Raw genomic sequence first — 26,433 nt, forward strand, 5'->3', positions numbered from 1 at the left:
TTCCAATTTTCATCCCGAAGTTTTGGTACCAAATTCTAATAATAAAAAACTCCATTTGCATCGCAAATGGAGTTTTTTGTAATATCTCAAGTAAGAAAGACTTATTTTCCTTTTCTACGTTTACGTTCTGCTTTAATCATAGATAATTCGCGGCTTGTTTGTCCAGCAACCGAAGTATTTTCTTCAGCACGACGAATCAAGTATGGCATAACATCCTTTACAGGGCCAAAAGGTAAATATTTTGCAACATTATAACCATTTTCAGCCAAGTTATAGCTAATGTTGTCGCTCATTCCATAGAGCTGGCCGAACCAGATTCTGTTATCATTTTTAGCAATACCTTTTTGCTCCATCATTTCCATTAACTTGTAAGAACTCAATTCATTGTGAGTTCCAGCAAAGATGGACATTGAATCTAAATGTTCCAGCATATAAAGAACAGCAGCATCATAATTTACATCTGTAGCTTCTTTTGAAACACAGATTGGAGAAACGTATCCTTTTTCTTCTGCTCTCTTGTGTTCTTTTTCCATATAAGCGCCTCGAACCAATTTCATTCCGATAAAAAATCCTTCAGCTTTGGCGATTTCATGCAGTTTTTTCAAATAATCCAAACGATCCCAACGGTACATTTGTAAAGTATTAAAAACAATTGCTTTATCTTTATTGTATTTGCGCATCATTTCGGTAACCAATTCGTCTGCGGCATCCTGCATCCAGCTCTCTTCACCATCAATTAATAATGCAACATCTTTCTTGTGTGCTTCGCTGCAAACTTTGTCAAAACGCGCTACTACTCTATCCCACTCAGCTTGCTCTGAAGGAGATAAGGTTTGTTTTTCTCCTAATTTTTCATACAATTCAAAACGACCTAAGCCTGTTGGTTTAAAAACTGCAAATGGAATTGCTAAACGTTCTTTAGCAAACTCAATCGTTTTTAATGTCATTTCTAAAGCAGCATCAAACTGCTCCTCTTCTTCTTTTCCTTCAACAGAATAATCTAGTACAGAAGAAACTCCTTTTGTAAACATTTTGTCTACCACAGTAATGCAGTCGTTTTCGTTTACACCACCGCAAAAGTGGTCAAAAACAGTGGCACGAATTAATCCTTCTACCGGCAAATGTGCCTTAATAGCAAAATTGGTTACAGCAGTTCCTATCCTTACTAAAGGCTCACTGTCTATCATTTTAAAAAGAAAATAAGCTCTATCAAGTTCTGTATCGCTTTTAAGCGAGAATGCCACTTGAGTATTATCGAATAATTTTTCCATTAAGAGTAAATTTTTATGCAAAGATATAGAGAGTTTTGAATATTATTTACCAAATGGTATCATATTTTTTTATATCTTTAATCTCATAAAAACCGCTTTTAATCTAAAAAGTAGGATTATACTTTATTTTTTTTATTTTTGCTAAAAAATAATATCTCATGAATACTAATAAAATAGATAGTATCATTAACGAGTTAAAAGGCAAAAATACAGTACCAAATTTTATTGTTCTTTCCTTTATTACTTCTCTTTTAATAATAGACTTTTTTCCATATTTTAAAAGTTTGGAAATCATTAATCCACAGTTTCTATATTTAGCATTAATTAACCTTGCTGCTGGAATTTATTTTTATTTTAATTCGAATTTCGTCGGTGAAATTTTTCCGGTATTTAAAAAAAGTTATGTATCCTTAATATATCTTTTATTTCTGATTTTCTGTACATTGAGTTTTTTTTCTGCAAAAAATATATCTTTAGTATTGACAAAATTGACCGAGATTATTATTGTCTTTTGTTTATTTGTAAATCTTTCAATACTCCTTAAAAATAAACTTTTACTGCTTTATCAAATTGTATTTATAATCTCTATAAGTGCTTTTTTGCAATCATGGCAGCAACTTTGTCATTTTGTAATTATTCCCAGACATGCATCAATCATTGATCTGCTGAATAATATGAAAGGAAATACAGGAAACATAAATATACTTGCAGCCAGTCTCACCATTAAGGTTCCTTTTTTATTAATTGGAATTACTCATTTTAAAAATTACAAAAAATGGTTCTTGATAGCTGTATTGTTTTCAGTTATTTCGGTAATCTTTCTCACAGGAGCCAGAACGCCGTTAATCAGTTTGTTTTTAATATATTTTGTCTATACCATTTACTTATTAAAAGAAAATTCATTTAATAAAACTAATGTTTCAAGAATTTTGTTTTTAATTCTTCCAGTCATAATTGCAGTTTTATTTTCAAATTCAATTTTTGAAAAATCAAAAGATAAGGAGAGATATGTTTCTTTAGGAAACAGAATTGAAAAATTTGATGGAAAAGATACTTCATCAAAGATGAGATTTGCTTATTGGGGCAATGCCATAAAATTAAGTAAATCAAATCCTGTTTTAGGAATCGGATTAGGTAATTACCAAGTCGAATCGATTCCTTACGAAAAAGCAATAACAGATGAATTTATCATTTCTTTACATACTCACAATGATTTTCTGGAAATTACTTCTGAAACGGGTATAATAAACGGATTACTATATCTTATGCTTTTTGTATTTGTGGTCTTTATAAATCTCAAAACGGTATTTAAAAAGACTGATAACAATCATAAAACTATCGCAGTTTTAACCTTAATGATAGTTATAATTTATGGAATTGACTCCTTGCTAAATTTTCCAATGTATAGGCCTACAATGTCTATATTTTTTGCACTGCTGCTGGCACTCACTGTTGTAAATAATACAAAAGCAAATAATCACACATCAAGAAATACATTCAAAATCAAGATAGTGTGTCTATTCTTAATTGTTGTCTCATCAATAATGAGTTATTCTGCGTTCATAATTTACAAAGCTTCTAATCTAGAATATTTGATAAGCGGCGATAATATTAATATGAATCTAAAAGGATCTATGAGCGGCGATGAAGTTACAGCCAGAATTCCTAAATATCCTAATACTTTAAGCACTTCAGAATCATTTTATGAGTATGCGGCAATTTATTATATCCGTGAAGGAAATTATAAAAAAGCCTTTCAATGCTTCTCCAAAGCTTCAAAAATAAATCCATATTCGGGCCGTATAGAATTTTATAAACAATCGATGGCATCAAAAAGAGGAAATATCGACAGCGCTTATATTTATAGTAAACAAGCGTACTATCTCCGTCCAAGAAATTATGATTTATTTAAATCGATTGCACGTTACGCAGTGATAAAAGAAGATACTCTGGAACTGCTTAAAGCTCATAAATTATTTTCTCAGTATCGAAATATTCCTGAATCTTGGTCTGTAGTAGGTGCTGCATTGCAAAATGCAGGCGCGAGCCCGAAGAGATTAATAAGCTTTGTAAATGAAGGATTAAAAAAAATGCCTAACGACAGCACTTTAACCAAGAAAAAAAATGAACTTTTAATTTCTAGTTATCTTCAAGGCGGGCAAAATTTTGAAACAATATCTGAATTTGATAATGCATTAAAGTCTTATGAAAAAGCTATAAAAATTGACCCGAAAAATATTTATATATCGCAAAACATTGGATTTAATTATTTCAAGCAAGGCCAAAATAAAAAAGCATTAAGCTCTTTGCTGGATGCATTAAAATATCCAGGTCTAAATGATGGAAAGACAGAATTTTTCTTAGGTATCTGCTATTTAAAAGAAAATGATAAAACCAGCGCTTTAAAATATTTTGCAATTTCAAAAGACAAAAACTATTTGCCTGCAAAACAACTTATGTTGCAGTTTAATAATAATTTTAATGAACAAGCTGCAGTAACAAAAAGAAAGAATGATCTTTTAATTGCAGATTATATTACAGAAGGTCAAAATTTTGAAGTACAGAAAAAATTAAAAGAAGCGCTCCAATCCTATGAAAAAGCTTTAAAAGTTGATCCAAAGAGTATTTATGCATCACAAAATATTGGATTCTATTATTTAAAAGTCGGAGAATCTAAAAAAGCGATAAATTATTTAGTAAATGCTTTAAAGTATCCGGGTTTAAATGATGGGAAAACAGAATATTTTTTAGGAATTTGTTATCTAAAAGAAAATAATATAAACAGTGCATGTAAATATCTGAATATTTCAAAAGGCAAGAATTATTCTGATGCTCGTCCGTTAATTGAAAAGTTTTGTAAATAGTTTATTTAAATAAATTAAAACCTGATTGTTCAAAATTATGGTATTAATTAGAATGATTAGTTTTAAACAAATTAGAGTAAAAGTTTGAATATTATTTGTTTTAAAATCCCTTATTTTGTGGTTTTAATAAACAGAATAATTATGCAGTCTATTCAAGCGAACAATTATCTTGTACATTTTAACCAGAATGCTTACGAGGCTTTAAATAAACATCTAAAAGATAATAAATACTCTAATCTATTTATTATTGTTGATAATCAGACAAATGAATGTTGTCTTCCGAAATTACTTCCCATACTTGAAACAGATTTGAATATCGAAATTATCGAGTTTGAATCTGGAGAAGTAAACAAAAATATTGAAACTTGTATTGAAATCTGGAATGTTCTAACAGAACTGGGAGCGGATAGAAAATCACTTGTAATCAATCTTGGCGGCGGCGTTGTGACAGATTTAGGAGGATTTGTTGCTTCAACCTTTAAAAGAGGCGTTGACTTCATTAATATACCTACTACACTATTGTCTATGGTTGACGCTTCTGTGGGAGGCAAAACAGGAGTTGACTTAGGTAATCTAAAAAACCAAATTGGAGTTATTAATGTTCCTGAAATGGTTTTAATTGACACACAGTATCTTGAGACACTGCCACAAAGTGAAATGCGTTCTGGACTGGCAGAGATGCTAAAACACGGTTTGATTTACGATGCAGCTTACTGGAAACAGTTTTTGGATTTAAAAGCTATTGATTATGCTGATTTTGATGAACTGATTTATCGTTCTGTTGAAATAAAAAATGAAATCGTAATTCAGGATCCAACCGAAAAAAATATTCGTAAAGCACTTAATTTTGGCCACACTTTGGGTCACGCTATCGAAAGTTATTTTCTGGAAAGCGAAGTAAAACAAACATTATTGCATGGTGAAGCTATTGCCGTTGGAATGATTTTAGAAAGTTATATTTCACTTCAAAAAAATCTAATTACTGCAGCCGAATATTCTGAAATAAAAACAGCGATTCAGTCTATTTATGATCAAATAAAATTTGAAGAAAATGACATTAATCCAATCTTAGAATTGCTCGTTCACGACAAAAAAAATGAATATGGTTTAATTCAATTTGCTTTGATTGAAGGAATCGGAAAGATAAAAATTAACCAATCCGTTGAAAATAAATTGATTCTAGGCGCGTTTCAAGATTATAAATCTTAAACTTTTTTTAATCAAAACCATTGCTTTTGGTATATTTTATTTTTTACATTTGCCACGATGAAAACAAACAATAAACAAAGAAACTTTAGTTCTTATAGAAATCGGCTCAATAGTTCCCTATTAAGGATGCTGAATCGTTTTTATAATAGTAAAAGCCCGCTTTGTTTTGATGTTTTTCAATGCTCAAAAGCAGAACATGAAAAATTGCAGATTGTATTTGCCAATATTAGGGTTTGAATTTTAGATTTAGCACTTTTTTTACTAAATTTAAATAACGAATTAAAATATTGAAAATTAAATGAATACAAAATATTCTGATCTAATAAATCAAACCTATTACTTTCCACAAGAGGAATTCAAATTAAACAAAGATAACCTTCAGTTTCACAATATAGATTTGATGAAATTGGTTGAACAATATGGTACGCCATTAAAGTTTACTTATTTACCTCAGATTTCTGAAAACATCAATAAGGCAAAGTCCTGGTTCAGAAAATCAATGGAAAAAAATAAATACGAAGCAAAGTATTATTACTGTTACTGTACAAAAAGCTCTCATTTTGAATATATAATGAATGAAGCTTTTAAAAACAACATTCATATCGAAACGTCTTCTGCATTTGATGTTAATATTGTTGAGAATTTGCTTGAAAACGGTAAAATCAATAAAAGTACTTATGTAATTTGTAATGGTTTTAAAAGAGATGAATACATTAACAATATTGCACGATTAATTAATAATGGGCATAAAAATACTATTCCTATTATTGACAATTATGAAGAACTTGATTTACTGCAGGCAGAAATTAAGGGAAAATTCAAAATTGGAATTCGTATTGCAGCTGAGGAAGAGCCTAAATTTGAATTTTATACATCAAGATTAGGAATTGGTTACAAAAACATTGTTTCTTTTTATAAAAAACAAATTCAGGAGAATGATAAATTAGAGCTGAAAATGCTTCACTTTTTTATCAATACTGGAATAAATGACACATCATATTATTGGAATGAGCTGGTAAAATGTATTAAAGTATACATTGCACTAAAAAAAGAATGCCCTACTTTGGACGGTTTGAACATAGGAGGCGGTTTTCCAATCAAAAACTCATTGGCATTTGAATATGATTATCAATATATGATTGATGAAATTATCAATCAGATTAAAATTGCGTGCGACGAAGCTGAAGTTGACGTTCCGAATATTTTTACTGAATTTGGATCATTTACTGTAGGAGAAAGTGGCGGTGCAATCTATCAGATTTTGTATCAAAAACAACAAAATGACAGAGAAAAATGGAATATGATTGATTCTTCTTTCATTACCACTTTGCCGGATACCTGGGCTATAAATAAACGTTTTATTATGCTGGCAGTAAACCGCTGGAATGATACTTATGAGCGGGTTTTATTGGGAGGATTAACATGTGATAGTGACGATTATTACAACTCTGAACAAAATATGAACGCGATTTATCTGCCTAAATACAGCAAAGAAAAGCCATTATATATTGGTTTCTTTAATACGGGTGCATATCAGGAAACTATTGGAGGATACGGCGGGCTTCACCACTGTTTGATTCCGCAGCCTAAACACATCTTAATAGATCGTGATGAAAACGGAATTCTGGCAACAGAAGTTTTCTCTGAACAACAGACTTCAGACGATGTATTGAAAATTTTAGGTTACAAGAAAAAAATATAAAAAAAAGATGCAAATTGAAAAGTTAATAGCTATAAAATTATTAATTTGCAGTATCATCTAAAGGTTAAGCCTTTAATTCAAAAAAAAAATAAAAAAACAAACAAATGAAAGGACCAATCAGTCAGTTTATTGAAAAACATTATTTACATTTTAATTCTGCCTCTTTAGTTGATGCTGCAAAAGCATACGAGCAGCAATTAGCTAATGGTGCAAAAATGATGGTAAGTATGGCTGGCGCTATGAGTACAGCAGAAATTGGTAAAATTTTTGCCGAAATTATTAGACAAGATAAAGTGCAAATTATTTCTTGTACTGGAGCCAATCTAGAAGAAGACATCATGAATCTAGTTGCACACTCTCACTACGAAAGAGTGCCAAACTACCGTGATTTGACACCAGAAGACGAATGGGCTTTATTAGAAAGAGGATTAAACCGTGTAACTGATACGTGTATTCCTGAACATGAAGCATTCCGTCGTTTACAAAAACATATTTACAAAATCTGGAAAGATGCTGACGATAAAGGTGAACGTTACTTTCCACATGAATTTATGTACAAAATGTTGTTATCCGGCGTTTTGGAAGAATATTATGAAATTGACTTAAAAGACAGCTGGATGTATGCTGCTGCAGAGAAAAATTTACCTATTATTGTTCCAGGTTGGGAAGACAGTACAATGGGAAATATCTTCGCTTCATATGTAATCAAAGGTGAATTAAAAGCATCTACGATGAAATCAGGTATAGAATATATGACATTCCTTGCAGATTGGTATCCTAAAAACAGTACTAACGGAATTGGATTTTTCCAAATTGGTGGTGGTATTGCAGGAGATTTTCCTATTTGTGTGGTTCCTATGCTTTATCAGGATATGGAAATGCATGATATTCCTTTTTGGAGTTATTTCTGCCAAATTTCAGATTCTACAACTAGTTATGGTTCGTATTCTGGTGCAGTTCCAAATGAGAAAATCACTTGGGGTAAATTAGATATCAAAACCCCAAAATTTATTATTGAGTCGGATGCTACAATTGTGGCTCCGTTAATTTTTGCTTACTTATTAGATTTATAGGATATTTATGAAAAGAGTTATAGTAGACTACGCTAAACTTACCAACGAAATTTTGAACCTTTTGGTAGAAAAATTTCCTGATGGTTATGATGATTCGGATGTTATCCGTTTTAGAAATGCTAAAAACGAATTGATCGAAGCTGTTGAAGTTCGTACTGAAGACACTATTTATTTAGTTAAAATTAGTACTAAATTGGCTGACAGAATCGAAAATTACGATGAAGATGATGATATAGATCTTGATGTTGATACAATCGAACCAGTAAAAGGACTAGATCTTGATGATGATAGTGATGACGATGACGACGATGATGCGATAGATAAACCAGATACTGATGGCGGAGATGATGATGACGATGAGGATAAAGATCCAGATGATATAGCTGACGATGATGATGAAGACGATGAAGATTAATTCATTTCTTTCTAAATAAATTAAAGGAACTCAGATCGAGTTCCTTTTTTTTATAAAAACAAAATAATTTTTAATTAATTATAAGAAAAATACTATTTTTATAATTGAAAATAGTACATTAAATGAATTCAGAAATATTACACGCCAAACTTAAAGAAAATTTCGGGTTTGAAAAATTTAGACCCAATCAGGAAACTATAATAAATACCATACTTTCTGGTCAGGATACTTTGGCTATCATGCCAACTGGAGGAGGAAAATCTATATGTTTTCAGCTTCCTGCTTTAGTTTTACCTGGAATCACAATTGTTATTTCTCCCTTAATTGCCTTGATGAAAGATCAGGTCGACAGTTTAAAAACAAACGGAATTACCGCATGTTATATAAATAGCAGTCAGTCTAGTGAAGAACAGCAATATTATATAGATAATTTAAAATCAAATAATTTTAAATTGGTTTATATTGCTCCTGAAAGTCTTTCTTATCTTGATTCAGTATTTAATGAATTGACTATAAGTTTAATAGCGATAGATGAAGCACATTGTATATCATCTTGGGGTCACGATTTTAGACCTGCTTATACAAATTTGGGTTATTTAAAAAGCCGCTTCCCTTCTACTCCGGTTCTGGCCCTAACTGCCACAGCCGATAAAGCAACACGTACCGACATTACCAAGCAATTGAATTTGCGCAATCCTAAAACTTTTATTGCCTCTTTTGATAGAAAGAATTTAAGTTTAGAAGTTAGACCAGCTCTAGATCGTGTAAAACAAATTATTGATTTTATAGAAGAAAGGCCCAATGAATCTGGAATTATTTATTGTCTAAGCAGAAAAACGACAGAAGAACTTGCTCAAAAAATACAAAAAAGCGGTATAACTGCCAAAGCGTATCATGCAGGATTAGATAATACTGTTCGTGCTAAAACACAAGATGAGTTTATAAATGATGATTGTCAGGTAGTGTGTGCTACGATCGCATTCGGAATGGGAATTGATAAATCAAATGTGCGTTGGGTAATTCATTATAATCTTCCAAAAAACATTGAAGGTTATTATCAGGAAATTGGCCGTGCAGGTCGAGATGGACTACCGGCAGAAACACTTTTATTCGAAAGTTATGCTGATGTCATTCAGCTTCAAAAATTTGCTTCGGATGGTTTAAACTCTGATATACAGCTCGCAAAATTAGACCGTATGAAGCAATATGCAGATGCTTTAAGCTGCAGAAGAAAAATTTTGCTTTCTTATTTTGGAGAACTGGTTACAGAAAATTGTGGTAATTGTGATATTTGTAATAATCCGCCAACATTTTTTGATGGAACTATTTTGGCGCAAAAAGCATTATCGGCCATTAGTCGTTTACAGCAATCTGAACCTTTGGCTGTAATTGTAGACTTTTTGCGAGGCTCGAGAAACGCGTATATCTACGAAAAAAATTATCAAAGCTTAAAAACGTACGGAATTGGCGCCGATATTTCTTGGTACGATTGGAATCAATACTTAATTCAGTTAATAAATTTAGGGTATTGCGAAATTGCCTTCCATCAGCATAATAAAATCTTGCTGACTCCTTTTGCAAAGAAAGTTTTATTTGAAGGTGAAAAAGTAAAATTAAATACTGTTGTTAAAAAAGTAATTGATAAAAACGAGATTAAAGAAACCAAAGCGAAAACAACTAAAATTACTCTTTTTGAAATACTTCGAAAATTACGCTACGAAATTTCTAAAGACGAAGAAGTTCCTGCCTATGTAATTTTTAGTGATGCTGCATTGAGACAAATGGAAACTTTACGCCCAATGAGCGATGAAGAATTCCTTGCTATAGATGGTGTTGGTAAAGCCAAACTAGAAAAATACGGTCAGGAATTTATAGATGCCATTGTTTATTTTGAAAACGCCAAAAAGAAAAAAGCGAAGGCTAAAAAAGAAGGTAATACTTATAAAACAACATTAGAAATGTTTCTAAATGGTAACACTATCGAAGATATTGCACTAAAACGAAATTTAGGACAAACTACTATCATTTCGCATTTAGCAAAATTATATATTGACGGTCATGATTTAGATTTAAGTCAATTTGTTTCTGATGAAGAAGTAAAATTACTTCATAAAGCACAAGTAGAATTAGAATATCCTACAGCTTTAAAGCCTTATTTTGATCATTTTGAAGAAAAAATGTCTTATGATAAAATTAGATTTGGTCTTGCTATTGTTGAGAGAAATAAATAATTACGTGTGAGTAACCCGACATTTTTTTAAAAAACTGTCGGGTTTGTCGCCAAAAGAAAATAAATAATCTTATTTTTTTTTTGAACTACATAATCTAAAACAAAAAAATCCTGTGAAGTTTTATTTCACAGGATTTTTTCTGATATAATATAAAGATCTATAAGTATCTTTCTTCAAAAACTTTTTGATGATGTTTTTGATGTCCAATCACAACAAAACCCAGAGCACGAACAGAAATTGCGTTATTTGAAGCAGTACCAATTCGTTTAAGTTGCTCTTCAGATAAACTCTTGTAAAATAATAAAGTTGAATGTCTTAGCGCAGAAAACTCAGTTAATAAATCCTGAATGCTCCTTTTGTTAGAATCAGTACTATTGGCATAATCATCTTCTTCAAAACTTGGCAAAGGAGTTTTGTCATTTCTTGAAAAACGCAAAGCACGATAAACAAAAATACGCTCGCAATCTAACAAATGCTGTATGATGTCTTTAATTGTCCACTTTCCTTCTGCATAACGATAATCAAATTTATCCATCGGAATGTTCTGTACAAATTTTATAAAACCATGAAGCGAAATTTCTAATTCCTCAATCAAATTTACCTCGCCAGCTTCTTTAATATAATTTGTAAATCCGCCGGAATATTCATTTTCTAATAATTGATTTGAATTCATTTTTACAATATTTTAAGGATCTGATTTTTAAGCAGAGTTTCTACTTGCGTTAGTGTTTCCAAAAAGAGACCTTGTAACAATTTTTTCATAAACTTTCACAAGCTCCTCATTATCTGTATTATTTTCCTTATTGAGTTCATTAATTCTTAACAAAGCATATTGTTGTATCGTTAACAATGGCAATACGATACGCTCTCTTACTTGAATTGATGCTATACCATCAGGATAATTTTCCATTAAGGTTTTATGATCTGCAATTTTAAGAAGAAGACGTTTTGTTTCTTGAAATTCTTCATTAATAATCTGCCAAAACTCACCAAATTCAGGATCATTTTTCATGTATGCAGTTAGTGGCAAAAATGATTTAGCCAAAGACATCATACTATTTTCTAATAATGTTTTAAAGAATAATGAATTATGATATAGATCACTTACCTTATTCCATTGTCCGCTTTCTTCAAAATATTTTAAGGCAGATCCTACTCCAAAAAATCCAGGAACGTTTTGTTTCAATTGACTCCAAGAACCGACAAATGGAATTGCACGCAAGTCAGCAAAATCTAATGATTCTGATTTGCTTCTTTTTGATGGACGGCTTCCTATGTTTGTTTTAGAATAATATTTCAGTGTACTCATTTTTTCTAAGTACGGAATAAATTTTGGATGATTTTTAAAACTTAAATATTTTTCATAGCCTAAGTCAGCCAGCTGCGTTAAAATTTGAGTTTCTTCGGCAGTAAGTTCATTTTTCTCTTTGCTGAAAACCTGATTGGTTACCCCGGCACTTAATAGATTTTCAATATTGTAACGACAAGAATCTAAAGTTCCAAAATTTGAACTAATAGTCTGGCCTTGTACTGTAATCTGAATTTCGTTATTTTCAATTTTAGGTCCTAAAGAAGCATAAAATTTATGAGTTTTTCCGCCTCCACGAGCTGGAGGTCCACCGCGGCCGTCAAAGAAAATCGCTTTTATGCCATATTTTCTAGAAATCTCTGTCAAAGAAATTTTTGCCTGGTAAATACTCCAATTCGCCATTAAATAACCGCCATCTTTTGTACCGTCAGAAAAACCAAGCATAATAGTTTGTTTATTTCCTCTTGCCTGCAGATGTTTAGAATATTCAGGATTTGTGTATAATTGCTCCATAATTTGGTGCGCATTTTGTAAATCATCAACAGATTCAAAAAGCGGAATGATATCAACACTTGGATCCTCCCAATTATTCAATCGAATCATGGCAAAAGTTTCCATTACGTTTAATGCACTTTCGTTATTACTAATAATATAACGATTAGCACCTTCTTCACCATTATTTCCCTGAATTGTCTTTATAGCCTGAACAGACTCTAAAGTTGATCTGGTAATTTCATCATCAAAATCAGCCGGATTTAAATTTCCTTTTACCTTTGATAAAACGATCAGCTTATCATCTTCACTTAATTCGAAATAATTTTTTGGAAAAATATTTGAACCAGAATTTAAATAGTGATTGACAACATCTTTAAAAACTACGTTATGAATTTTGCTGTTTTGACGGATGTCTAAAGTAGCAAAGTGAAATCCGAAAAGATTAATTTTTACCAGAAAAGCTTCCAGTTCGTCAAGATATAACGACTGATGTTTTTCGATAATAATGTTTCTGATTTTATTTAACTGTGTTAATAATTCATCAAGAGTGATGTAAATCTCTCCTTTAGAATAAAACACAGAACGGTAAAGTTTATGTTCAAGTTCAGACACCAAAGTATCTACATCAGAGAAAGTTAGCTTTCTTTTAAGATTACGCATTTCTACATAATAACACTTTAAAATAGAAGTTCTTAAACGTTCTGCTACTTTTAAGGTAATCTCTGTTGTAACAAACGGATTTCCATCACGATCTCCGCCCGGCCAGAATCCTAATTTGATTAATTGGTTCTGAATTGAATTTCCCTGAAGAATATTTTTTTGCAGATAATGCACAATTTCTCCAGAAGTCGAATAAAAGACATTCTCTAAATACCAAATCAAACTTACAGCTTCATCATAGGGATTTGGTTTTTCATTCTGGATAAAAGGCGTTTTTCCAAGCTGTGCTAATAATTGTTTTATTTTTAATAAATCATTAGATCGAATTGCTTCTGTCAAATCATTAATAATCCCAAGTACAGGTCCAGGATAAAACTGAGTTGGATGCGCAGTTAAAACAGTACGTACATTGAAATTTTCTAAAAAGTCGATTAATTCATCATCTTTTTGTTTAGCATCAGATTTCTCTTTAATATCACGAAGAGAACCACGTCCTTCCATATTATTAACCACAGGAAATGCAGCATCTTCTATAGCATCAAAAAGTACAATTTGGCGCTCTATATACTGTATAAAACGAAACATAAGATCGATTTTCTCAGTTTCAGAGGCATTGGTAAGGTATTTATTAGAAAAGAAATTAAAAATTTCTTTTGGTGTTTCTTGTTTTTTAAAACCCGTTTCGCAAGTTTCTGTAAATAAAGGAAGTAAAACCCCTGTATTATCTATAGAATCAAAAGGTAATGTTATAAAAACACTATTATAAATATGGTATTTTGAGAGAACATCTTGATTAAAGCGCTCAATTTTTGGCAGCGTATACATAATCGTGTTATAGTTGGTTGGTTATTTAGTCATAAAAAAACCCCAAGAATAAACTTGAGGTTATATTTTAATATAGCATTCAAGAAAAATTGTTACATATTTTTAAAAATAGTATGCATCAAACGCTTCTTATCGTTTATACTTTCTTCTAAAGAGATCATAGTTTCTGTTCTGTAAACACCTTCGATATCATCAATCATAAAGATAACTTCTTTTGCGTGCTTAGTATCTTTTGCTCTAATTTTGCAAAAAATATTGAATTTTCCTGTAGTTACAGAAGCTACTGTTACAAAAGGAATTTGGTTAATTCGCTCTAATACAAATTTTGTCTGAGACGTATTATTAAGAAACACACCTACATAAGCAATAAATGAATACCCTAGTTTATCATAATCCAAGGCTAAAGAAGATCCCATTATTATCCCTGCGTCTTCCATCTTTTTTACTCTAACATGTACTGTTCCAGCAGATATCAATAGTTTTTTTGCAATGTCAGTAAACGGAACTCTCGTATTGTCTATTAACATATCTAAAATCTGGTGATCTACTTCATCTAAACGAAATTTACTCATAATTCTTTAATTAATATTACTAATTGCTATTACAAAGTATAAAATTATATATAAAAAACAACAAATTTACAAAAAAATTACCTTTTTATTAATCCGTTAACAAATTTAACATTTTTATTTAAATAAAAATCTGCTTTTTGATTCGTTTTCGGAAAATTACCTAAGTCATCAGAATACACAGCTCCTGCTGCATCATATTCAAAATGCCCAAAATAATTTTCTAATTCTCCTGCTTCAACAATGTAAGCATTAAAATGAATCTTATTTTCTATCAATTCTTCTTTGTATTGTGCGACAAAATTCGTAATAATTTCGATACCATCATAATTTATTTTGATGTTTTTATACATAAAATCATAAAAAACCACTTTATTTTGTGAAATATTCAAATATTCATTAATTCTATTATCAACTAAATCGTTTTCGCTAATGAGTTTAAATGCCGAAATTAGTGAGAAGAATATGTATTTTCTTGTTATTTCTCTATTATAGTCCCCCTGAAAGTGCCCTGCCTCAAATAAGATGGTTGGAACTCCCAGAAATTGAAATGTGTCTCCTATACAGTTAATATTAAACGAATCATCAAAACGTCCTACTTGACCTGGAATGTATTGCTGCAATACATCATTAAGGCCGGCAATAAGATTGATAGCTTTTAACCTGTTTTCATTTACTTCTCTTTCTTCATTATAAGAAGGTGCTAAAAAAGATACTGTTGCTGGTTTTCCTGTGTCTCCAGCACCAAAGATTGTGCGCTGATCGTGCAGATTAAAACAAAAGTGAGGTTTAAAATCTTCAAAAACAGATCTTAAGACCTGACTCTCTGGCTGCGTCAAATCTTGCGAATCTCTATTTAAGTCAATTTCGTTGGCATTTGCTCTTGTATAAAGTTTTGCACCATCAGGATTTAATATCGGAATCGCATAAAATGTAAAAGTACTGAGCATTTTAGACGCAAATTCTGATTTACTATTTAATACATTAATAAAATCAAACAATGCTTTTGTAGTCGTGCTTTCGTTTCCATGCATTTGAGACCAGAGATAAATACGTGTAGCTCCTGTGCCAATCTGATAACTATATATAGGTTGTTTTAAAACTGAATGTCCAATTATCTTCACCTGATTATTGGTATTAAGTTTTTCTAATAGAGGTTTAATATCATCTAAAGTCAAATAACGACCGCTTATTGATTCTTCTTTATTCTGGATAAATAATTCTTCTAAATTCATTATGTTCTTATTAGTTTACAAAAGTAAACATCTTTATTTTTACAATTGTAAACAATAAAAAAATGCAATTATTTATAATTGTAAACAAGATTTCTGGCGATTTTGCGTCCATAACAGGTAATTGTATTAACAATTGTTATTAATGTTAATTAAGAATATTAAAATACTGTATTTCAATTGATTAAATACCATTATTTAAAGTATCATTAATGCGCTAATATAAGTATTTGTATAATTTACAACTGTAAAATTGCATTATAGATTCCTTTTAATTACATTTGTAAACAATGCATTTCTAAAATATAATTTACAATGGTAAACATCGATGATTTTGTAAAAAGACTGGAAATTATACTCGATTATTACAGCTTAAATGCCTCTACTTTTGCTGATAGAATTGGTGTGCAGCGTTCGAGTATGTCGCACCTGCTTTCAGGAAGAAACAAACCAAGCTTAGATTTTGTAATGAAAATTATGGAAGTATTTCCAGATGTAGATCTCTATTGGATTTTAAATGGCAAGGGCAGCTTTCCCAAAAATGACGAAGAAGAATCTGTTTCTAAAATTAATCCTATACCGGAAATTCAAAAGCAGTCCTCTCCTATTTATTTAAATGAAAACTTTGAAGTCGAAGATTTATTTTCTTCAGTTCAAAATCAAAAAGAAGAAGATGTACAAACAAGAAATTTTCAAGAGACTAAAAACTCAAATTTGAGAGCTAATGAAAATGAAATTGAGAAGATTGTCTTTTTTTATAAAAACGGAACATTTAAGGTATATACTCCGTGATTTAAATTTTTCGCGTATTTGAAAATTTTTAAAATTATTTTTCATTTAAGAGATTCTCACGCAATTGAAAAAAGACAAAAAAAAACCTGATTCAGAAATCCGAATCAGGCTTAAGCTTATTTTTTAATAAATTATTTTCTTAAAACAAAAACAGAAGTTACACCTGCTTCTAATCTTATAGTTGTAGGAGCAAAATCACCAGACATAGCTGGGTAATTATATACTAACACTTCTCCTCCTGCATTTAATCTTTCTGCTACATAAATCTTTTTTGCAGTTTGATCATAAGCTACATCTACAGGATTTCCTAAAAGTGAATTTGGTCCATAAATTCTAACCTGATTTGTCATCGCAATTGTACCTGCCGCTGCGGTAGAAGCAAAAACAGTTGAAAAATTTTTAATAAATACCAACCCTCCATCTGTTCCAGAAGTGGCACTTCCAACATCTGTTAGAATCATAGTGTCATCTGCAGCTGAATAAGTTATTCCGTGAGTACGAACTAAGCCTGCAATGGTTACTCTTTTAGTTGCAGTAATTGCTCCTGATGCAGTATTCATATAATCTTTAAAAAGAACAATATCGCTGGTTAAATCTGCTACTGCGTATAAATCATTTCCATTAATATGAATTCCCCATAGTTTAAAATTTGTCGTAAAACTTTTTACTAAAGTAAAACTAGTAGTCGTTTTTTTATACACTAAAAGTTTATTCACCATACCATTAGAAGCAAGCTGATCTTGTGCTACTACTACTATATCTCCAGAAACTGCAGTTTCTCTTGCATTTGTAAATTCAGTACTTAAACTGCTTAATGCCAATACCAAATTATCTGTTCCTGCTTTAACGGCGCTTTTTAATCCAGTGTAAGTTTCTAATTTATTGCCGGTTCTAGAAGCCACAATAACAGCATCGGTATCGCTGTTATAAGAGATTCCTTCAGCATCTAATGATGCTATAGTAAAAGATTTTACAGTTGCCGAAGAACCTAATAAATCTTGATAGGTGATTTTTCCAGAAGTATTGCTGGAAGTAAATAATGCTGCCTCTGCAGTTGTAGTATTTGTTTGGTCAGAATCGTTACTATCGCAAGAAGTAAAAACCAATAATAAAAGAGTCGATGTAATAAATAAATTTTTCATATATATAATTTTGAAGGTTAATTATATCTACGGAAAATTCATTCATTTGGTTTTAAGTAAATAATAATATGATATTATTTGTTAAAACGAAACACCATTTTCAGGAATTTTCCCCAAAACACCTTTATAATGTTGTTTCAAAATTTCTAAATCAGAATCATAATCTCCTGTTGGATAAAATGGCTTACCAAAACTTACTTCTTTTCTTCCCCAGTCAAATGCAACGGTTACAATAGGCACATTTGCTTTTAGCGCTATATAATAAAAACCGGTTTTGATTTCTGTTACGCCTTTACGGGTTCCTTCTGGAGCAACTGCCAAACGGAAGACTTCTTTGCGGTCAAAAATTGCAGCAATAGAATCTACTTTATTTAATCCGCCTCGTCTATCCAAGGGCTCTCCTCCTACGTTTCTAAAATAATAACCAAACGGAAAATTGAATAATTCTTTCTTTCCTACCCAATTCATCTCTAATCCAGAGATGCCGCGAGTCAGAATTCCTAAATAAAAATCATGATTGCTTGTATGAGGCATCACCATGAGTACACATTTTTTCACTTCAGCATTTTCCATTCCCACTATTTTCCAGCCCATTAGCTTAAAAAAGATGAATTTGTACAATTGTTTTTTCATTAATGTCCATTTATTTGATGCAAAATAAAAGATTTAATGCTAAATTTGAGTAAAAGCATTATAAAAATGATTCAAAAATTATTCAGCTATCTTATTCCAGTAAAAATATTCAAAAAAAAATCAGCACGAAGCAAAGTAATCGAAGTTACCTGGGCAAATGGCGAATTGGTTTTAGATTCTGAGAATACAAATTATTCTTACGGCAGTTTGCAGCGTATATTAAGGTACGGACTTAGAAATATTGGTTACAGCAACATTCTCAAAATGGACCATATTTTACTTTTAGGCGTTGCCGGAGGAAGCGTTATTAAGACGCTGGTAGATGAAATTAAGTACAAGGGAAAAATTACAGGTGTCGAAATTGATTCGGATATAATTCAGATTGCAAATGAGTACTTTAATCTCAACAAAATAAAACAACTCGAAATTATTATCGATGATGCATTTGAATTTGTCCTGAAAACAAAAGAAAAATACGATCTCATTATTATTGATATTTTTGAAGATATCAACATGCCTAATTTTTTATTTGAACGTTTTTTTAGCGACCGTATTTGTTTTCTATTGAAGGATCAAGGTTTTGTATTATTTAATACTATGATTCTGGACGAAGCACATAATGTTAGAAATAGAAAATATATTTCAGAAATTAATCCTAAATTGTTTAGTTCAAAAATGCTGCCTCGTATTGAAGTCCATAATGAATTAATTATTATTGAAAAAGTTGCATAAATTTATAAATTATGAAGCCGTTAACCTCTATCTTAAAAACCTTGCCGCCTGCCAGAGTCATTGATTCTAAAATAGATATTTCTAAATATGTAGTACTCGATTTGTCTGTTACCAATCAGGAATTGGTTGAGATTAAACCGGAAAGCACTGCAGAGTTTGATCAATATATTTCAAATTATATAGAAAAAAATAATGCTGAAGTTGCTTTTGGCGGTTATATAGAAGGTCGTTCATTATATAAGAGAAGCACTATTTTTAAAAATGATTCATTGCCAGAACGTAACATACATATTGGTTTAGATTTATGGACAAAAGCAGAAACTGCAGTTTTGGCACCGCTGGATGGAAATGTACACAGCTTTAAAAATAATATTGGTTTGGGAGATTATGGTCCCACGATTATTTTAGAGCATAAAATTGAAAATGAAAAATTTTATACTTTATACGGACATTTGTCGTTAGAAAGTATAGAAAACCTAGCGATCGGACAAAAATTTAAAAAAGGAGAAAAAATTGCTGCAATTGGTAATCAAGAAGTTAATGGAGAATATCCTCCGCATTTGCACTTTCAAATCATACAAAACCTCGAAGAATATTGGGGAGATTACCCAGGAGTCTGCAACACAAATGACCTCAATTTTTATATAGAAAACTGTCCCGATCCTAACTTATTATTAAAAATTACTTAAATAGTTATGAAGAAAGCAGGATTGATTATATGTTTGTTATTATTAATTGGATGTAAGTCTAAAACCATTAGCAGAGACACAGAAGATTTAAAAATTAAAAAAGTTTCTACTGCAGAAGTAAACGCAAATCAGCAGAAAAAAGCTTACGATTTAGGAAAACGAGTTTTAGAAACTTGTAATACATCAAAATTCAAACCTTTCAACGAAACCGAAGTTACAAGTACGGTTATGGAAAATACTACCGAAGAACGCTTGACTAAAACATGTACAAAGTTTAGACAATACTACGGGAACTTTATTGATTTGAAATTAGACGGTGTTTACAAAACTAAACAAGAAGTAATTTATCGCTACCACGCTCTATACAGCAAAAAAGTAGCCAATAAAGAACTTCGTGTTTTCGTAAATGAAGAAAATTTAATTTCTGCCATTAAGTCAATGGACTGGGACGAAAAATTTGATGCTAAAATAACCGAACAATAAAGTAATACATATGAATTCAAAACTGCCCCTTTTTCTCTTTTTGCTTCTTTCAACATTTGCAAACGCACAGGAAACGATTACCATTAATGGTTCTAAACCTTTTCCTGCTACTCAGAAATATACTTTCATTTGCGAAAAATATGCTTTTACAGGCGAAACAAATGTGCAGATAGCAAAAACAGACAAAGGCGGCGTTTTAAAACTAACAATAGCTACAGCAAATGATAAAGCCAGAATTGCCGGAGGACTTTATGTTGATCTTGCAAATGGTGATGTCATTGCGTGTCTGGACAAAAATGTAAAAGAAAGCGCAGCAGGAACCACAACATCTTATTATTATTTTACACCAGCAGAATTCTTAAAACTCAAGAAAACAGATGTATACGCCATAAGATTTATTATTGCTGGCGGTCCTAATACCTTTGGCAGTCAAACAGGATACTTTACAACATACAATAAAATGAATTATTTTTCTACGGCATATGATAAATCAAAAAAATCTTATGACACCGCTAAAGAAATTAGTATTCTATAATTTCAATTTAGTATAATAATTCTTATATTTATATTATTAAATACCACTTTATGACTCCAAACGAAGCTTTAATTACAAAATTCTATACCGCCTTTGCCAACGCCGATTACCAAACAATGTCAGAATGTTATCATCCACAAGTACATTTTATAGATCCTGCATTCGGACTACTTAAACAAAAGCAGGTTTGTAATATGTGGAAAATGCTGCTTTTAAGAAGTAAAGGGAATCTAAAAATTGAATTCAGCAATGTAAATGCCGATGAATTTACAGGATCAGCAAATTGGACAGCTGCATATAATTTTAGCAAAACAAATAGAAAAGTAATAAATAAAGTTGTAGCAGAATTTGTATTTCAAGACGGATTAATTATAAAGCACACCGATAGTTTTGATGTCTGGAAATGGTCAAAACAAGCTTTCGGAACTACAGGATATTTGTTAGGCTGGACAGGTTTTTTTCAGAAAAAAATTCAAAAGCAAGCTTTATTATCGCTCAAAAAGTTTCAGGAAACTCAGTCATAAATTAAAGTCTGCATCTACAAAAACACTTTATATTTAAAATAGTTTTTAGGAGCAGTACAATTAAATTCTTAAGACCATCTTTCCCGCTATCCGCTGTATCTTTTACTTTTTAAAGAAAAAAGTAAAAGGATGCCGCTTCTATCGGGGCTAAATTACACCAATAGATTTTATTAGAAATAAAAAATCACAAATATAACGCTCTTTTTAAGGCTATATTTGTGAACTTTTTGATTTTTAAACAGTTTAAGATTTAAACCAGCTTGAAACTAATTCGTCTTCAAAAGCAACAGCATCTTTATGAATAAATTCGTTTGTATCTTTATTATATGAATATTCTAAAGCCCAAGATTCATGATTTTTTGCCAAGTCTTTTATACTTTCACAAACAAAAGCAATTTCTTCATCGGTTGTAGTTGGGTGAATAGACATTCTAATCCATCCCGGCTTTTTAATTAAATCGCCAATCGTAATTTCATTAACCAGTTTATTAGAAGTTTCCTGATCTACATGCAGTAAAAAATGTCCGTAAGTTCCTGCGCAGCTGCACCCTCCTCTAGTTTGAATTCCAAAACGATCGTTTAGAATCTTTACACCTAAATTAAAATGTAGGTTTTCAATAAAAAAAGAAACAACTCCCAAACGATTTTTATGCTGTCCCGCCAAAATTTTAATATTTGCAACAGAATCTAATTCATTAAAAACAAAATCAACAATTTCGTGCTCGCGCTGCAAAATATTTTCGATTCCCATTTCTTCCTTAAGTTCAATGGCAAGCGCTGTTTTTATAACCTGAAGAAAACCTGGAGTTCCTCCATCTTCACGATCCTCAATATTATCAATATATTTATGTTCTCCCCACGGATTTGTCCAGCTCACTGTTCCTCCTCCAGGACAATCCGGAATCATATTATTATATAATTTTTTATTAAAAATTAAAACACCAGAAGTTCCAGGTCCGCCAAGGAATTTATGAGGAGAAAAGAAAATCGCATCTAAGTAGGCTTCTGGATCTGCAGGATGCATATCAATTTCTACATAAGGTCCGGAACAGGCAAAATCTACAAAACAAACACCATTGTATTGGTGCATTAATTTTGCTGCTTCATGAAAAGGAGTTTTTAGCCCCGTAACATTTGAACAAGAAGTTATTGAAGCAATTTTTATCGTTCTGTCATTATATTTCTGTAACAACTGCTCTAAATTATCCAGACAAAAAAGTCCCTTTTCGCAAGACGGAATAATCTCTACATCTGCAATCGTTTCCAGCCAGGATGTCTGATTAGAATGATGCTCCATATGTGATATGAAAACAATAGGTTTTTTTTCTGCCGGAACAGTTGTAAAGTTTTTCAGGTTTTCCGGAATTTTTAATCCCAAAATACGCTGAAATTTATTAATAACACCCGTCATTCCAGTTCCATCTGTAATCAAAACATCATCTTGGTTTGCATTTGTGTGACGCTTAATGATGTTTCTGGCATGATGATATGCTTTTGTCATGGCAGTACCTGACACAGTAGTTTCAGTATGTGTATTGGCTACAAAAGGCCCAAATTCATTCAGAAGTTTCTCTTCTATAGGACGATATAATCTGCCGCTGGCAGTCCAATCTGTGTAAATAATCTTTTTTTTGCCATAAGGAGAAATAAATTCCTGATTTACACCTACAATATGCTGTCTATATTCTTGAAAATAAGTTTCTAAACTGATGGTATTATTTTTGCTGTTCATTAGTTGTGCCTGTGTTTGACTGCAAATATATCGTTTTTTTATAAAATTGAGAATTTACCAATTATAAACTTCAAATATTAGATAACCTTTTGTTATCTTTAATTAATCACTCTTTTTTATAATAAATTATCACAATATTCTATCGGATTAATAGGGCATTAAATTTTAAACTATAATTTTTATGGGAAATTTATCAACAGCCACTTTTGGTGGAGGATGTTTTTGGTGTATTGAAGCTGTTATTCAGCGTTTAAAAGGAATAGAATCTTTAAAATCAGGCTATTCGGATGGCTTTATTAAAAATCCGCCTTATCGTGAAGTTTGTACAGGGAGAACTGGACATGCAGAAGTAATTCAAGTAACGTTTGACACTGACATAATTTCATATCATGACTTAATTTCAATTTTTATGACAAGTCATGATCCAACAACTTTAAATCGTCAGGGAGGCGACAGCGGTACTCAATACCGTTCTATAATATTGTATCACGACGAAACGCAGAAAGAAATTGCTGAACAGGTTTTCGAAGAAGTTAAACCCATTTTTGATGATCCGATCGTAACCCAATTAAAACCTTTTGAAGTGTTTTATGAGGCCGAAGATTATCATCAGAATTATTATAACGAAAATCAGGAAGCGGGTTACTGCCAAATGGTGATTGATCCTAAAGTTCAGAAATTGAAAAAAATGTATGCTGATAAATTAGCATAATTATAAAATGAAAAATTTAAAAATAAAGAACAGATTTACAGCTGAATTGCCGGCAGACCCAAATGAAACTAACGAAATACGTCAAGTTTCAAATGCGTTGTTTTCATATGTAAATCCAGAAAAACCATCAAATCCTAAACTAATTCATGCTTCAGAGGATGTCGCTGAATTGGTTGGGATTTCTAAGGATGAAATTCAGTCAGAAGCCTTTCTGAATGTTTTTTCGGGAAAAGACATACTCCCGGAAACGCGGCCGTATGCGATGTGTTATGCGGGTCATCAGTTTGGAAATTGGGCTGGACAGTTGGGCGACGGGCGTGCTATTAACTTAACAGAAATAGAGCACAACAATCAGTTTTTTACCTTACAGCTCAAAGGAGCCGGAAAAACGCCATACTCCAGAACTGCAGATGGCTTAGCGGTTTTGCGATCTTCAATTAGAGAATATTTATGTGCCGAAGCGATGCATTATTTGGGTGTTCCCACTACTCGATCGCTTTCTCTAATGCTTTCTGGTGACGAAGTTTTGCGTGACATTTTGTATAACGGAAATCCTGCGTACGAAAAAGGCGCGATAGTTTGCCGTGTTGCACCATCATTTATTCGTTTTGGAAGTTTCGAAATGATCACTTCTCGAAATGAATTGAAAAATCTAAAACAATTTGCAGAATATACGATCAAACATTATTTTCCAGAAATCAAGGGAGAACCAAAAGATCAGTACATTCAATTTTTTAAAACTGTTGCCGACACAACCCGCGAAATGATTCTGCATTGGCAGCGAGTTGGCTTTGTCCACGGTGTGATGAATACCGACAATATGTCTATTCACGGAATTACAATTGATTATGGTCCTTACGGATGGCTTGAAAATTATGATCCGAACTGGACACCGAACACAACAGACAGTCAAAACCGAAGATATCGTTTCGGGAATCAGCCTCAGGTTGCACAATGGAATTTATTTCAGCTGGCCAATGCTTTATACCCTTTAATAAATGAAGCAAAGCCTTTAGAAGATATTTTAGAATCTTTTATGATCAATTTTGATAATGATTATAAAACAATGTTTTTAAGCAAGTTAGGATTACTAACTTCAACAGAAACTGACAATGAATTAATTGCTGATTTAGAATCAAATCTGCAAATGTCTGAAACAGATATGACAATCTTTTTTAGAAATTTAAGCGCTGTTAAAAAGGAAGATACTGTCGAAAAAGCATTTAATAAAATAAAAGATGCCTTTTATATTTTAGACGAAATTTCGAATAATGTTTTAGAAAACTGGACAAATTGGTTTTCTTCTTATCTAAAAAGATTGGATATTGAAAACTTGTCAAATGAAGATCGTGCGGTAAAAATGAATGCTGTAAATCCTAAGTATGTTTTACGAAATTACATGGCACAATTGAGTATTGATGCTGCAGATCAGGGAGATTATTCATTAGTTAATGAATTATATATATTGTTGCAGAAACCATATGAGGAACAACCCGAAATGGAAAAATGGTTTGCCAAAAGACCAGATTGGGCCCGTTCAAAAGTTGGCTGTTCTATGCTTTCTTGCAGCTCTTAAAATTTTTTTGCCGAGAATTCACGAATTGACTTAATGCATTTTAGTGAGTTCTCGGCTAATTTTTATCTGGTTATAAAATCTACAATCATATTGGCATGAATTCTTGAATTTTCAATAAACCATTTGTGTGTCTGCATACCACCGCAAACTACTCCTGCCAGAAATAAACCTTTTACATTAGTTTCCATAGTTTCCGGATCATAAACCGGAATCTTCAATTCGTCTTCCGACAATTGAATTCCCATATTTTCCAGAAATGCTAAATCTGGCTTATAGCCGGTTAAGGCTAAAACAAAATCATTTTCTATGCTTACTTTTCCATTTGGAGTTTCAATTTCGACTTCATTTTCTTTAATATCAGTAATATTAGATTCAAAATAAGCTTTAATACTTCCTTCAGCAATTCTGTTTTCTATATCTGGTTTTACCCAATACTTTACTCTGTTATTGATTTCGTTTTTACGAATTACCATTGTCACATTTGCTCCTTTTCGCCAGCATTCTAAAGCTGCATCCACAGAAGAATTATTAGCGCCAACAACCAGAATATTCCTAAAAGCATACTCGTGTGCTTCTTTATAATAATGACGAACTTTTGGCAGCTCCTCGCCTTTTATATTCATCTTGATCGGAATATCATAAAAGCCAGTTGCAATAATGACGTTTGCAGCTTCGTAAAAATTCTTATCGGTCTGAACCTTAAAAGAGCCATTTTCCTGTTTTATCACTTCAGAAACTTTTTCGAATAGATGAATGGAAAAATTAAAATACCGATGAATATTTCGATAATATTCTAAAGCTTCCTGGCGTCCTGGCTTTGGTGCCAGACAGTTAAACGGAATATCACCAATTTCCAGCCTTTCTGCTGTAGAGAAAAAAGTCATGTACAATGGATAATTGAAAATACTGTTTACAATTGCGCCTTTTTCTATAATGAGATAACGTAAGTTTTTCTTTTGTGCCTCGATTGCGCAAGCCAGTCCAATTGGTCCGCCTCCAACAATTATTAAGTCATATTGTTCTGTCATA

The 26,433-nt window shown here is 31.7% G+C and carries 23 protein-coding genes; 14 read left to right on the forward strand and 9 right to left on the reverse strand.

The window, feature by feature from the left end; all coding sequences use genetic code 11:
* Positions 1–101 precede the first annotated feature (101 nt).
* Complete coding sequence (locus B0A68_RS23160) at positions 102–1,271, reverse strand: proline dehydrogenase family protein (RefSeq protein ID WP_035681177.1); 1,170 nt, start codon at positions 1,269–1,271, stop codon at positions 102–104.
* Between the two features lie 158 nt (positions 1,272–1,429).
* On the opposite strand from B0A68_RS23160, the gene B0A68_RS23165 reads away from it, so the two are divergent.
* The 6 genes from B0A68_RS23165 to recQ all read left to right on the forward strand — a co-directional run bounded on the left by B0A68_RS23165 (position 1,430) and on the right by recQ (position 10,765).
* Complete coding sequence (locus tag B0A68_RS23165; RefSeq protein WP_035681180.1) at positions 1,430–4,135, forward strand: O-antigen ligase family protein; 2,706 nt, start codon at positions 1,430–1,432, stop codon at positions 4,133–4,135.
* Between the two features lie 141 nt (positions 4,136–4,276).
* Positions 4,277–5,344, forward strand: a complete 1,068-nt coding sequence (gene aroB / locus B0A68_RS23170) for a 3-dehydroquinate synthase (RefSeq protein ID WP_035681182.1) — start codon at positions 4,277–4,279, stop codon at positions 5,342–5,344.
* A gap of 298 nt (positions 5,345–5,642) precedes the next feature.
* Positions 5,643–7,046 carry a type III PLP-dependent enzyme domain-containing protein gene (locus B0A68_RS23175; protein ID WP_035681185.1) on the forward strand — a complete coding sequence of 468 codons (1,404 nt, stop codon included), beginning with the start codon at positions 5,643–5,645 and terminating at the stop codon, positions 7,044–7,046.
* Between the two features lie 104 nt (positions 7,047–7,150).
* On the forward strand, positions 7,151–8,119 hold the full coding sequence (locus B0A68_RS23180; protein ID WP_035681188.1) for a deoxyhypusine synthase family protein: 969 nt from the start codon (positions 7,151–7,153) through the stop codon (positions 8,117–8,119).
* 7 nt (positions 8,120–8,126) lie between these two features.
* On the forward strand, positions 8,127–8,534 hold the full coding sequence (locus tag B0A68_RS24580; protein ID WP_035681191.1) for a hypothetical protein: 408 nt from the start codon (positions 8,127–8,129) through the stop codon (positions 8,532–8,534).
* A gap of 122 nt (positions 8,535–8,656) precedes the next feature.
* Positions 8,657–10,765: a DNA helicase RecQ gene (gene recQ, locus B0A68_RS23190; RefSeq protein WP_035681194.1), complete on the forward strand. Its 2,109-nt coding sequence runs from the start codon at positions 8,657–8,659 to the stop codon at positions 10,763–10,765.
* A 157-nt stretch (positions 10,766–10,922) separates the two neighbouring features.
* Here the strand turns inward: recQ and B0A68_RS23195 are convergent, their stop codons facing one another.
* From B0A68_RS23195 to B0A68_RS23210, 4 genes are all read right to left on the reverse strand, one after another.
* Positions 10,923–11,438: a DinB family protein gene (locus B0A68_RS23195; protein WP_035681196.1), complete on the reverse strand. Its 516-nt coding sequence runs from the start codon at positions 11,436–11,438 to the stop codon at positions 10,923–10,925.
* A gap of 27 nt (positions 11,439–11,465) precedes the next feature.
* On the reverse strand, positions 11,466–14,054 hold the full coding sequence (locus tag B0A68_RS23200) for a phosphoenolpyruvate carboxylase (RefSeq protein WP_035681198.1): 2,589 nt from the start codon (positions 14,052–14,054) through the stop codon (positions 11,466–11,468).
* Positions 14,055–14,146: 92 nt separating this feature from the next.
* Positions 14,147–14,626 carry an Lrp/AsnC family transcriptional regulator gene (locus B0A68_RS23205; protein ID WP_007805990.1) on the reverse strand — a complete coding sequence of 160 codons (480 nt, stop codon included), beginning with the start codon at positions 14,624–14,626 and terminating at the stop codon, positions 14,147–14,149.
* Between the two features lie 77 nt (positions 14,627–14,703).
* Positions 14,704–15,858: a M14 family metallopeptidase gene (locus tag B0A68_RS23210; RefSeq protein WP_035681200.1), complete on the reverse strand. Its 1,155-nt coding sequence runs from the start codon at positions 15,856–15,858 to the stop codon at positions 14,704–14,706.
* Between the two features lie 312 nt (positions 15,859–16,170).
* On the opposite strand from B0A68_RS23210, the gene B0A68_RS23215 reads away from it, so the two are divergent.
* The gene (locus B0A68_RS23215) at positions 16,171–16,647 is read left to right on the forward strand and encodes a helix-turn-helix domain-containing protein (RefSeq protein ID WP_035681201.1); all 477 of its coding nucleotides are present in this window, start codon (positions 16,171–16,173) and stop codon (positions 16,645–16,647) included.
* A 131-nt stretch (positions 16,648–16,778) separates the two neighbouring features.
* On the opposite strand, the gene B0A68_RS23220 is transcribed toward B0A68_RS23215, so the two are convergent.
* Both B0A68_RS23220 and B0A68_RS23225 read right to left on the reverse strand, forming a co-directional pair.
* The gene (locus B0A68_RS23220) at positions 16,779–17,789 is read right to left on the reverse strand and encodes a hypothetical protein (protein ID WP_051892437.1); all 1,011 of its coding nucleotides are present in this window, start codon (positions 17,787–17,789) and stop codon (positions 16,779–16,781) included.
* A gap of 81 nt (positions 17,790–17,870) precedes the next feature.
* Positions 17,871–18,422 (reverse strand): 1-acyl-sn-glycerol-3-phosphate acyltransferase, encoded by a 552-nt coding sequence (locus B0A68_RS23225; protein ID WP_035681202.1) that lies wholly within the window; start codon positions 18,420–18,422, stop codon positions 17,871–17,873.
* Positions 18,423–18,488: 66 nt separating this feature from the next.
* Here B0A68_RS23225 and B0A68_RS23230 point away from each other — a divergent pair, with 66 nt between their 5' ends.
* The 5 genes from B0A68_RS23230 to B0A68_RS23250 are packed head-to-tail and all read left to right on the forward strand — an operon-like array spanning position 18,489 to position 21,385.
* On the forward strand, positions 18,489–19,154 hold the full coding sequence (locus B0A68_RS23230) for a spermidine synthase (RefSeq protein WP_035681204.1): 666 nt from the start codon (positions 18,489–18,491) through the stop codon (positions 19,152–19,154).
* 11 nt (positions 19,155–19,165) lie between these two features.
* On the forward strand, positions 19,166–19,843 hold the full coding sequence (locus B0A68_RS23235) for a peptidoglycan DD-metalloendopeptidase family protein (RefSeq protein WP_035681205.1): 678 nt from the start codon (positions 19,166–19,168) through the stop codon (positions 19,841–19,843).
* Between the two features lie 6 nt (positions 19,844–19,849).
* Positions 19,850–20,326 (forward strand): hypothetical protein, encoded by a 477-nt coding sequence (locus B0A68_RS23240; RefSeq protein WP_035681206.1) that lies wholly within the window; start codon positions 19,850–19,852, stop codon positions 20,324–20,326.
* Positions 20,327–20,336: 10 nt separating this feature from the next.
* Positions 20,337–20,861: a hypothetical protein gene (locus B0A68_RS23245; RefSeq protein ID WP_035681209.1), complete on the forward strand. Its 525-nt coding sequence runs from the start codon at positions 20,337–20,339 to the stop codon at positions 20,859–20,861.
* 50 nt (positions 20,862–20,911) lie between these two features.
* A complete protein-coding gene (locus B0A68_RS23250; protein WP_035681213.1) occupies positions 20,912–21,385 on the forward strand; it encodes a nuclear transport factor 2 family protein in 474 nt (157 codons plus the stop codon).
* Positions 21,386–21,628: 243 nt separating this feature from the next.
* Here B0A68_RS23250 and B0A68_RS23255 read toward each other — a convergent pair whose 3' ends face one another.
* On the reverse strand, positions 21,629–23,116 hold the full coding sequence (locus tag B0A68_RS23255) for an aminotransferase class V-fold PLP-dependent enzyme (RefSeq protein WP_035681216.1): 1,488 nt from the start codon (positions 23,114–23,116) through the stop codon (positions 21,629–21,631).
* Positions 23,117–23,297: 181 nt separating this feature from the next.
* On the opposite strand from B0A68_RS23255, the gene msrA reads away from it, so the two are divergent.
* Positions 23,298–23,828 carry a peptide-methionine (S)-S-oxide reductase MsrA gene (msrA, locus tag B0A68_RS23260; protein ID WP_035681219.1) on the forward strand — a complete coding sequence of 177 codons (531 nt, stop codon included), beginning with the start codon at positions 23,298–23,300 and terminating at the stop codon, positions 23,826–23,828.
* A 7-nt stretch (positions 23,829–23,835) separates the two neighbouring features.
* Positions 23,836–25,404 carry a protein adenylyltransferase SelO gene (locus B0A68_RS23265; RefSeq protein WP_035681222.1) on the forward strand — a complete coding sequence of 523 codons (1,569 nt, stop codon included), beginning with the start codon at positions 23,836–23,838 and terminating at the stop codon, positions 25,402–25,404.
* Between the two features lie 62 nt (positions 25,405–25,466).
* On the opposite strand, the gene B0A68_RS23270 is transcribed toward B0A68_RS23265, so the two are convergent.
* Entirely contained in the window at positions 25,467–26,432 is a 966-nt protein-coding gene (locus B0A68_RS23270; RefSeq protein ID WP_035681225.1) for a YpdA family putative bacillithiol disulfide reductase, read from the reverse strand.
* Position 26,433: the final 1 nt, after the last annotated feature.

Origin of the sequence: Flavobacterium reichenbachii, assembly GCF_002217435.1 — a bacterium.
Taxonomy (GTDB): Bacteria; Bacteroidota; Bacteroidia; order Flavobacteriales; family Flavobacteriaceae; genus Flavobacterium; species Flavobacterium reichenbachii.

Coding starts and splice junctions, on each gene's coding strand:
- B0A68_RS23235 (WP_035681205.1), top strand. CDS start 19,166: ATGAAGCCGTTAACCTCTATCTTAAAAACCTTGCCGCCTGCCAGAGTC.
- B0A68_RS23180 (WP_035681188.1), top strand. CDS start 7,151: ATGAAAGGACCAATCAGTCAGTTTATTGAAAAACATTATTTACATTTT.
- B0A68_RS23230 (WP_035681204.1), top strand. CDS start 18,489: ATGATTCAAAAATTATTCAGCTATCTTATTCCAGTAAAAATATTCAAA.
- B0A68_RS23165 (WP_035681180.1), top strand. CDS start 1,430: ATGAATACTAATAAAATAGATAGTATCATTAACGAGTTAAAAGGCAAA.
- B0A68_RS23220 (WP_051892437.1), bottom strand. CDS start 17,789: ATGAAAAATTTATTTATTACATCGACTCTTTTATTATTGGTTTTTACT.
- B0A68_RS23210 (WP_035681200.1), bottom strand. CDS start 15,858: ATGAATTTAGAAGAATTATTTATCCAGAATAAAGAAGAATCAATAAGC.
- B0A68_RS24580 (WP_035681191.1), top strand. CDS start 8,127: ATGAAAAGAGTTATAGTAGACTACGCTAAACTTACCAACGAAATTTTG.
- B0A68_RS23195 (WP_035681196.1), bottom strand. CDS start 11,438: ATGAATTCAAATCAATTATTAGAAAATGAATATTCCGGCGGATTTACA.
- B0A68_RS23215 (WP_035681201.1), top strand. CDS start 16,171: ATGGTAAACATCGATGATTTTGTAAAAAGACTGGAAATTATACTCGAT.
- recQ (WP_035681194.1), top strand. CDS start 8,657: ATGAATTCAGAAATATTACACGCCAAACTTAAAGAAAATTTCGGGTTT.
- B0A68_RS23205 (WP_007805990.1), bottom strand. CDS start 14,626: ATGAGTAAATTTCGTTTAGATGAAGTAGATCACCAGATTTTAGATATG.
- B0A68_RS23240 (WP_035681206.1), top strand. CDS start 19,850: ATGAAGAAAGCAGGATTGATTATATGTTTGTTATTATTAATTGGATGT.
- B0A68_RS23270 (WP_035681225.1), bottom strand. CDS start 26,432: ATGACAGAACAATATGACTTAATAATTGTTGGAGGCGGACCAATTGGA.
- aroB (WP_035681182.1), top strand. CDS start 4,277: ATGCAGTCTATTCAAGCGAACAATTATCTTGTACATTTTAACCAGAAT.
- B0A68_RS23160 (WP_035681177.1), bottom strand. CDS start 1,271: ATGGAAAAATTATTCGATAATACTCAAGTGGCATTCTCGCTTAAAAGC.
- B0A68_RS23175 (WP_035681185.1), top strand. CDS start 5,643: ATGAATACAAAATATTCTGATCTAATAAATCAAACCTATTACTTTCCA.
- msrA (WP_035681219.1), top strand. CDS start 23,298: ATGGGAAATTTATCAACAGCCACTTTTGGTGGAGGATGTTTTTGGTGT.
- B0A68_RS23250 (WP_035681213.1), top strand. CDS start 20,912: ATGACTCCAAACGAAGCTTTAATTACAAAATTCTATACCGCCTTTGCC.
- B0A68_RS23225 (WP_035681202.1), bottom strand. CDS start 18,422: ATGAAAAAACAATTGTACAAATTCATCTTTTTTAAGCTAATGGGCTGG.
- B0A68_RS23265 (WP_035681222.1), top strand. CDS start 23,836: ATGAAAAATTTAAAAATAAAGAACAGATTTACAGCTGAATTGCCGGCA.
- B0A68_RS23255 (WP_035681216.1), bottom strand. CDS start 23,116: ATGAACAGCAAAAATAATACCATCAGTTTAGAAACTTATTTTCAAGAA.
- B0A68_RS23245 (WP_035681209.1), top strand. CDS start 20,337: ATGAATTCAAAACTGCCCCTTTTTCTCTTTTTGCTTCTTTCAACATTT.
- B0A68_RS23200 (WP_035681198.1), bottom strand. CDS start 14,054: ATGTATACGCTGCCAAAAATTGAGCGCTTTAATCAAGATGTTCTCTCA.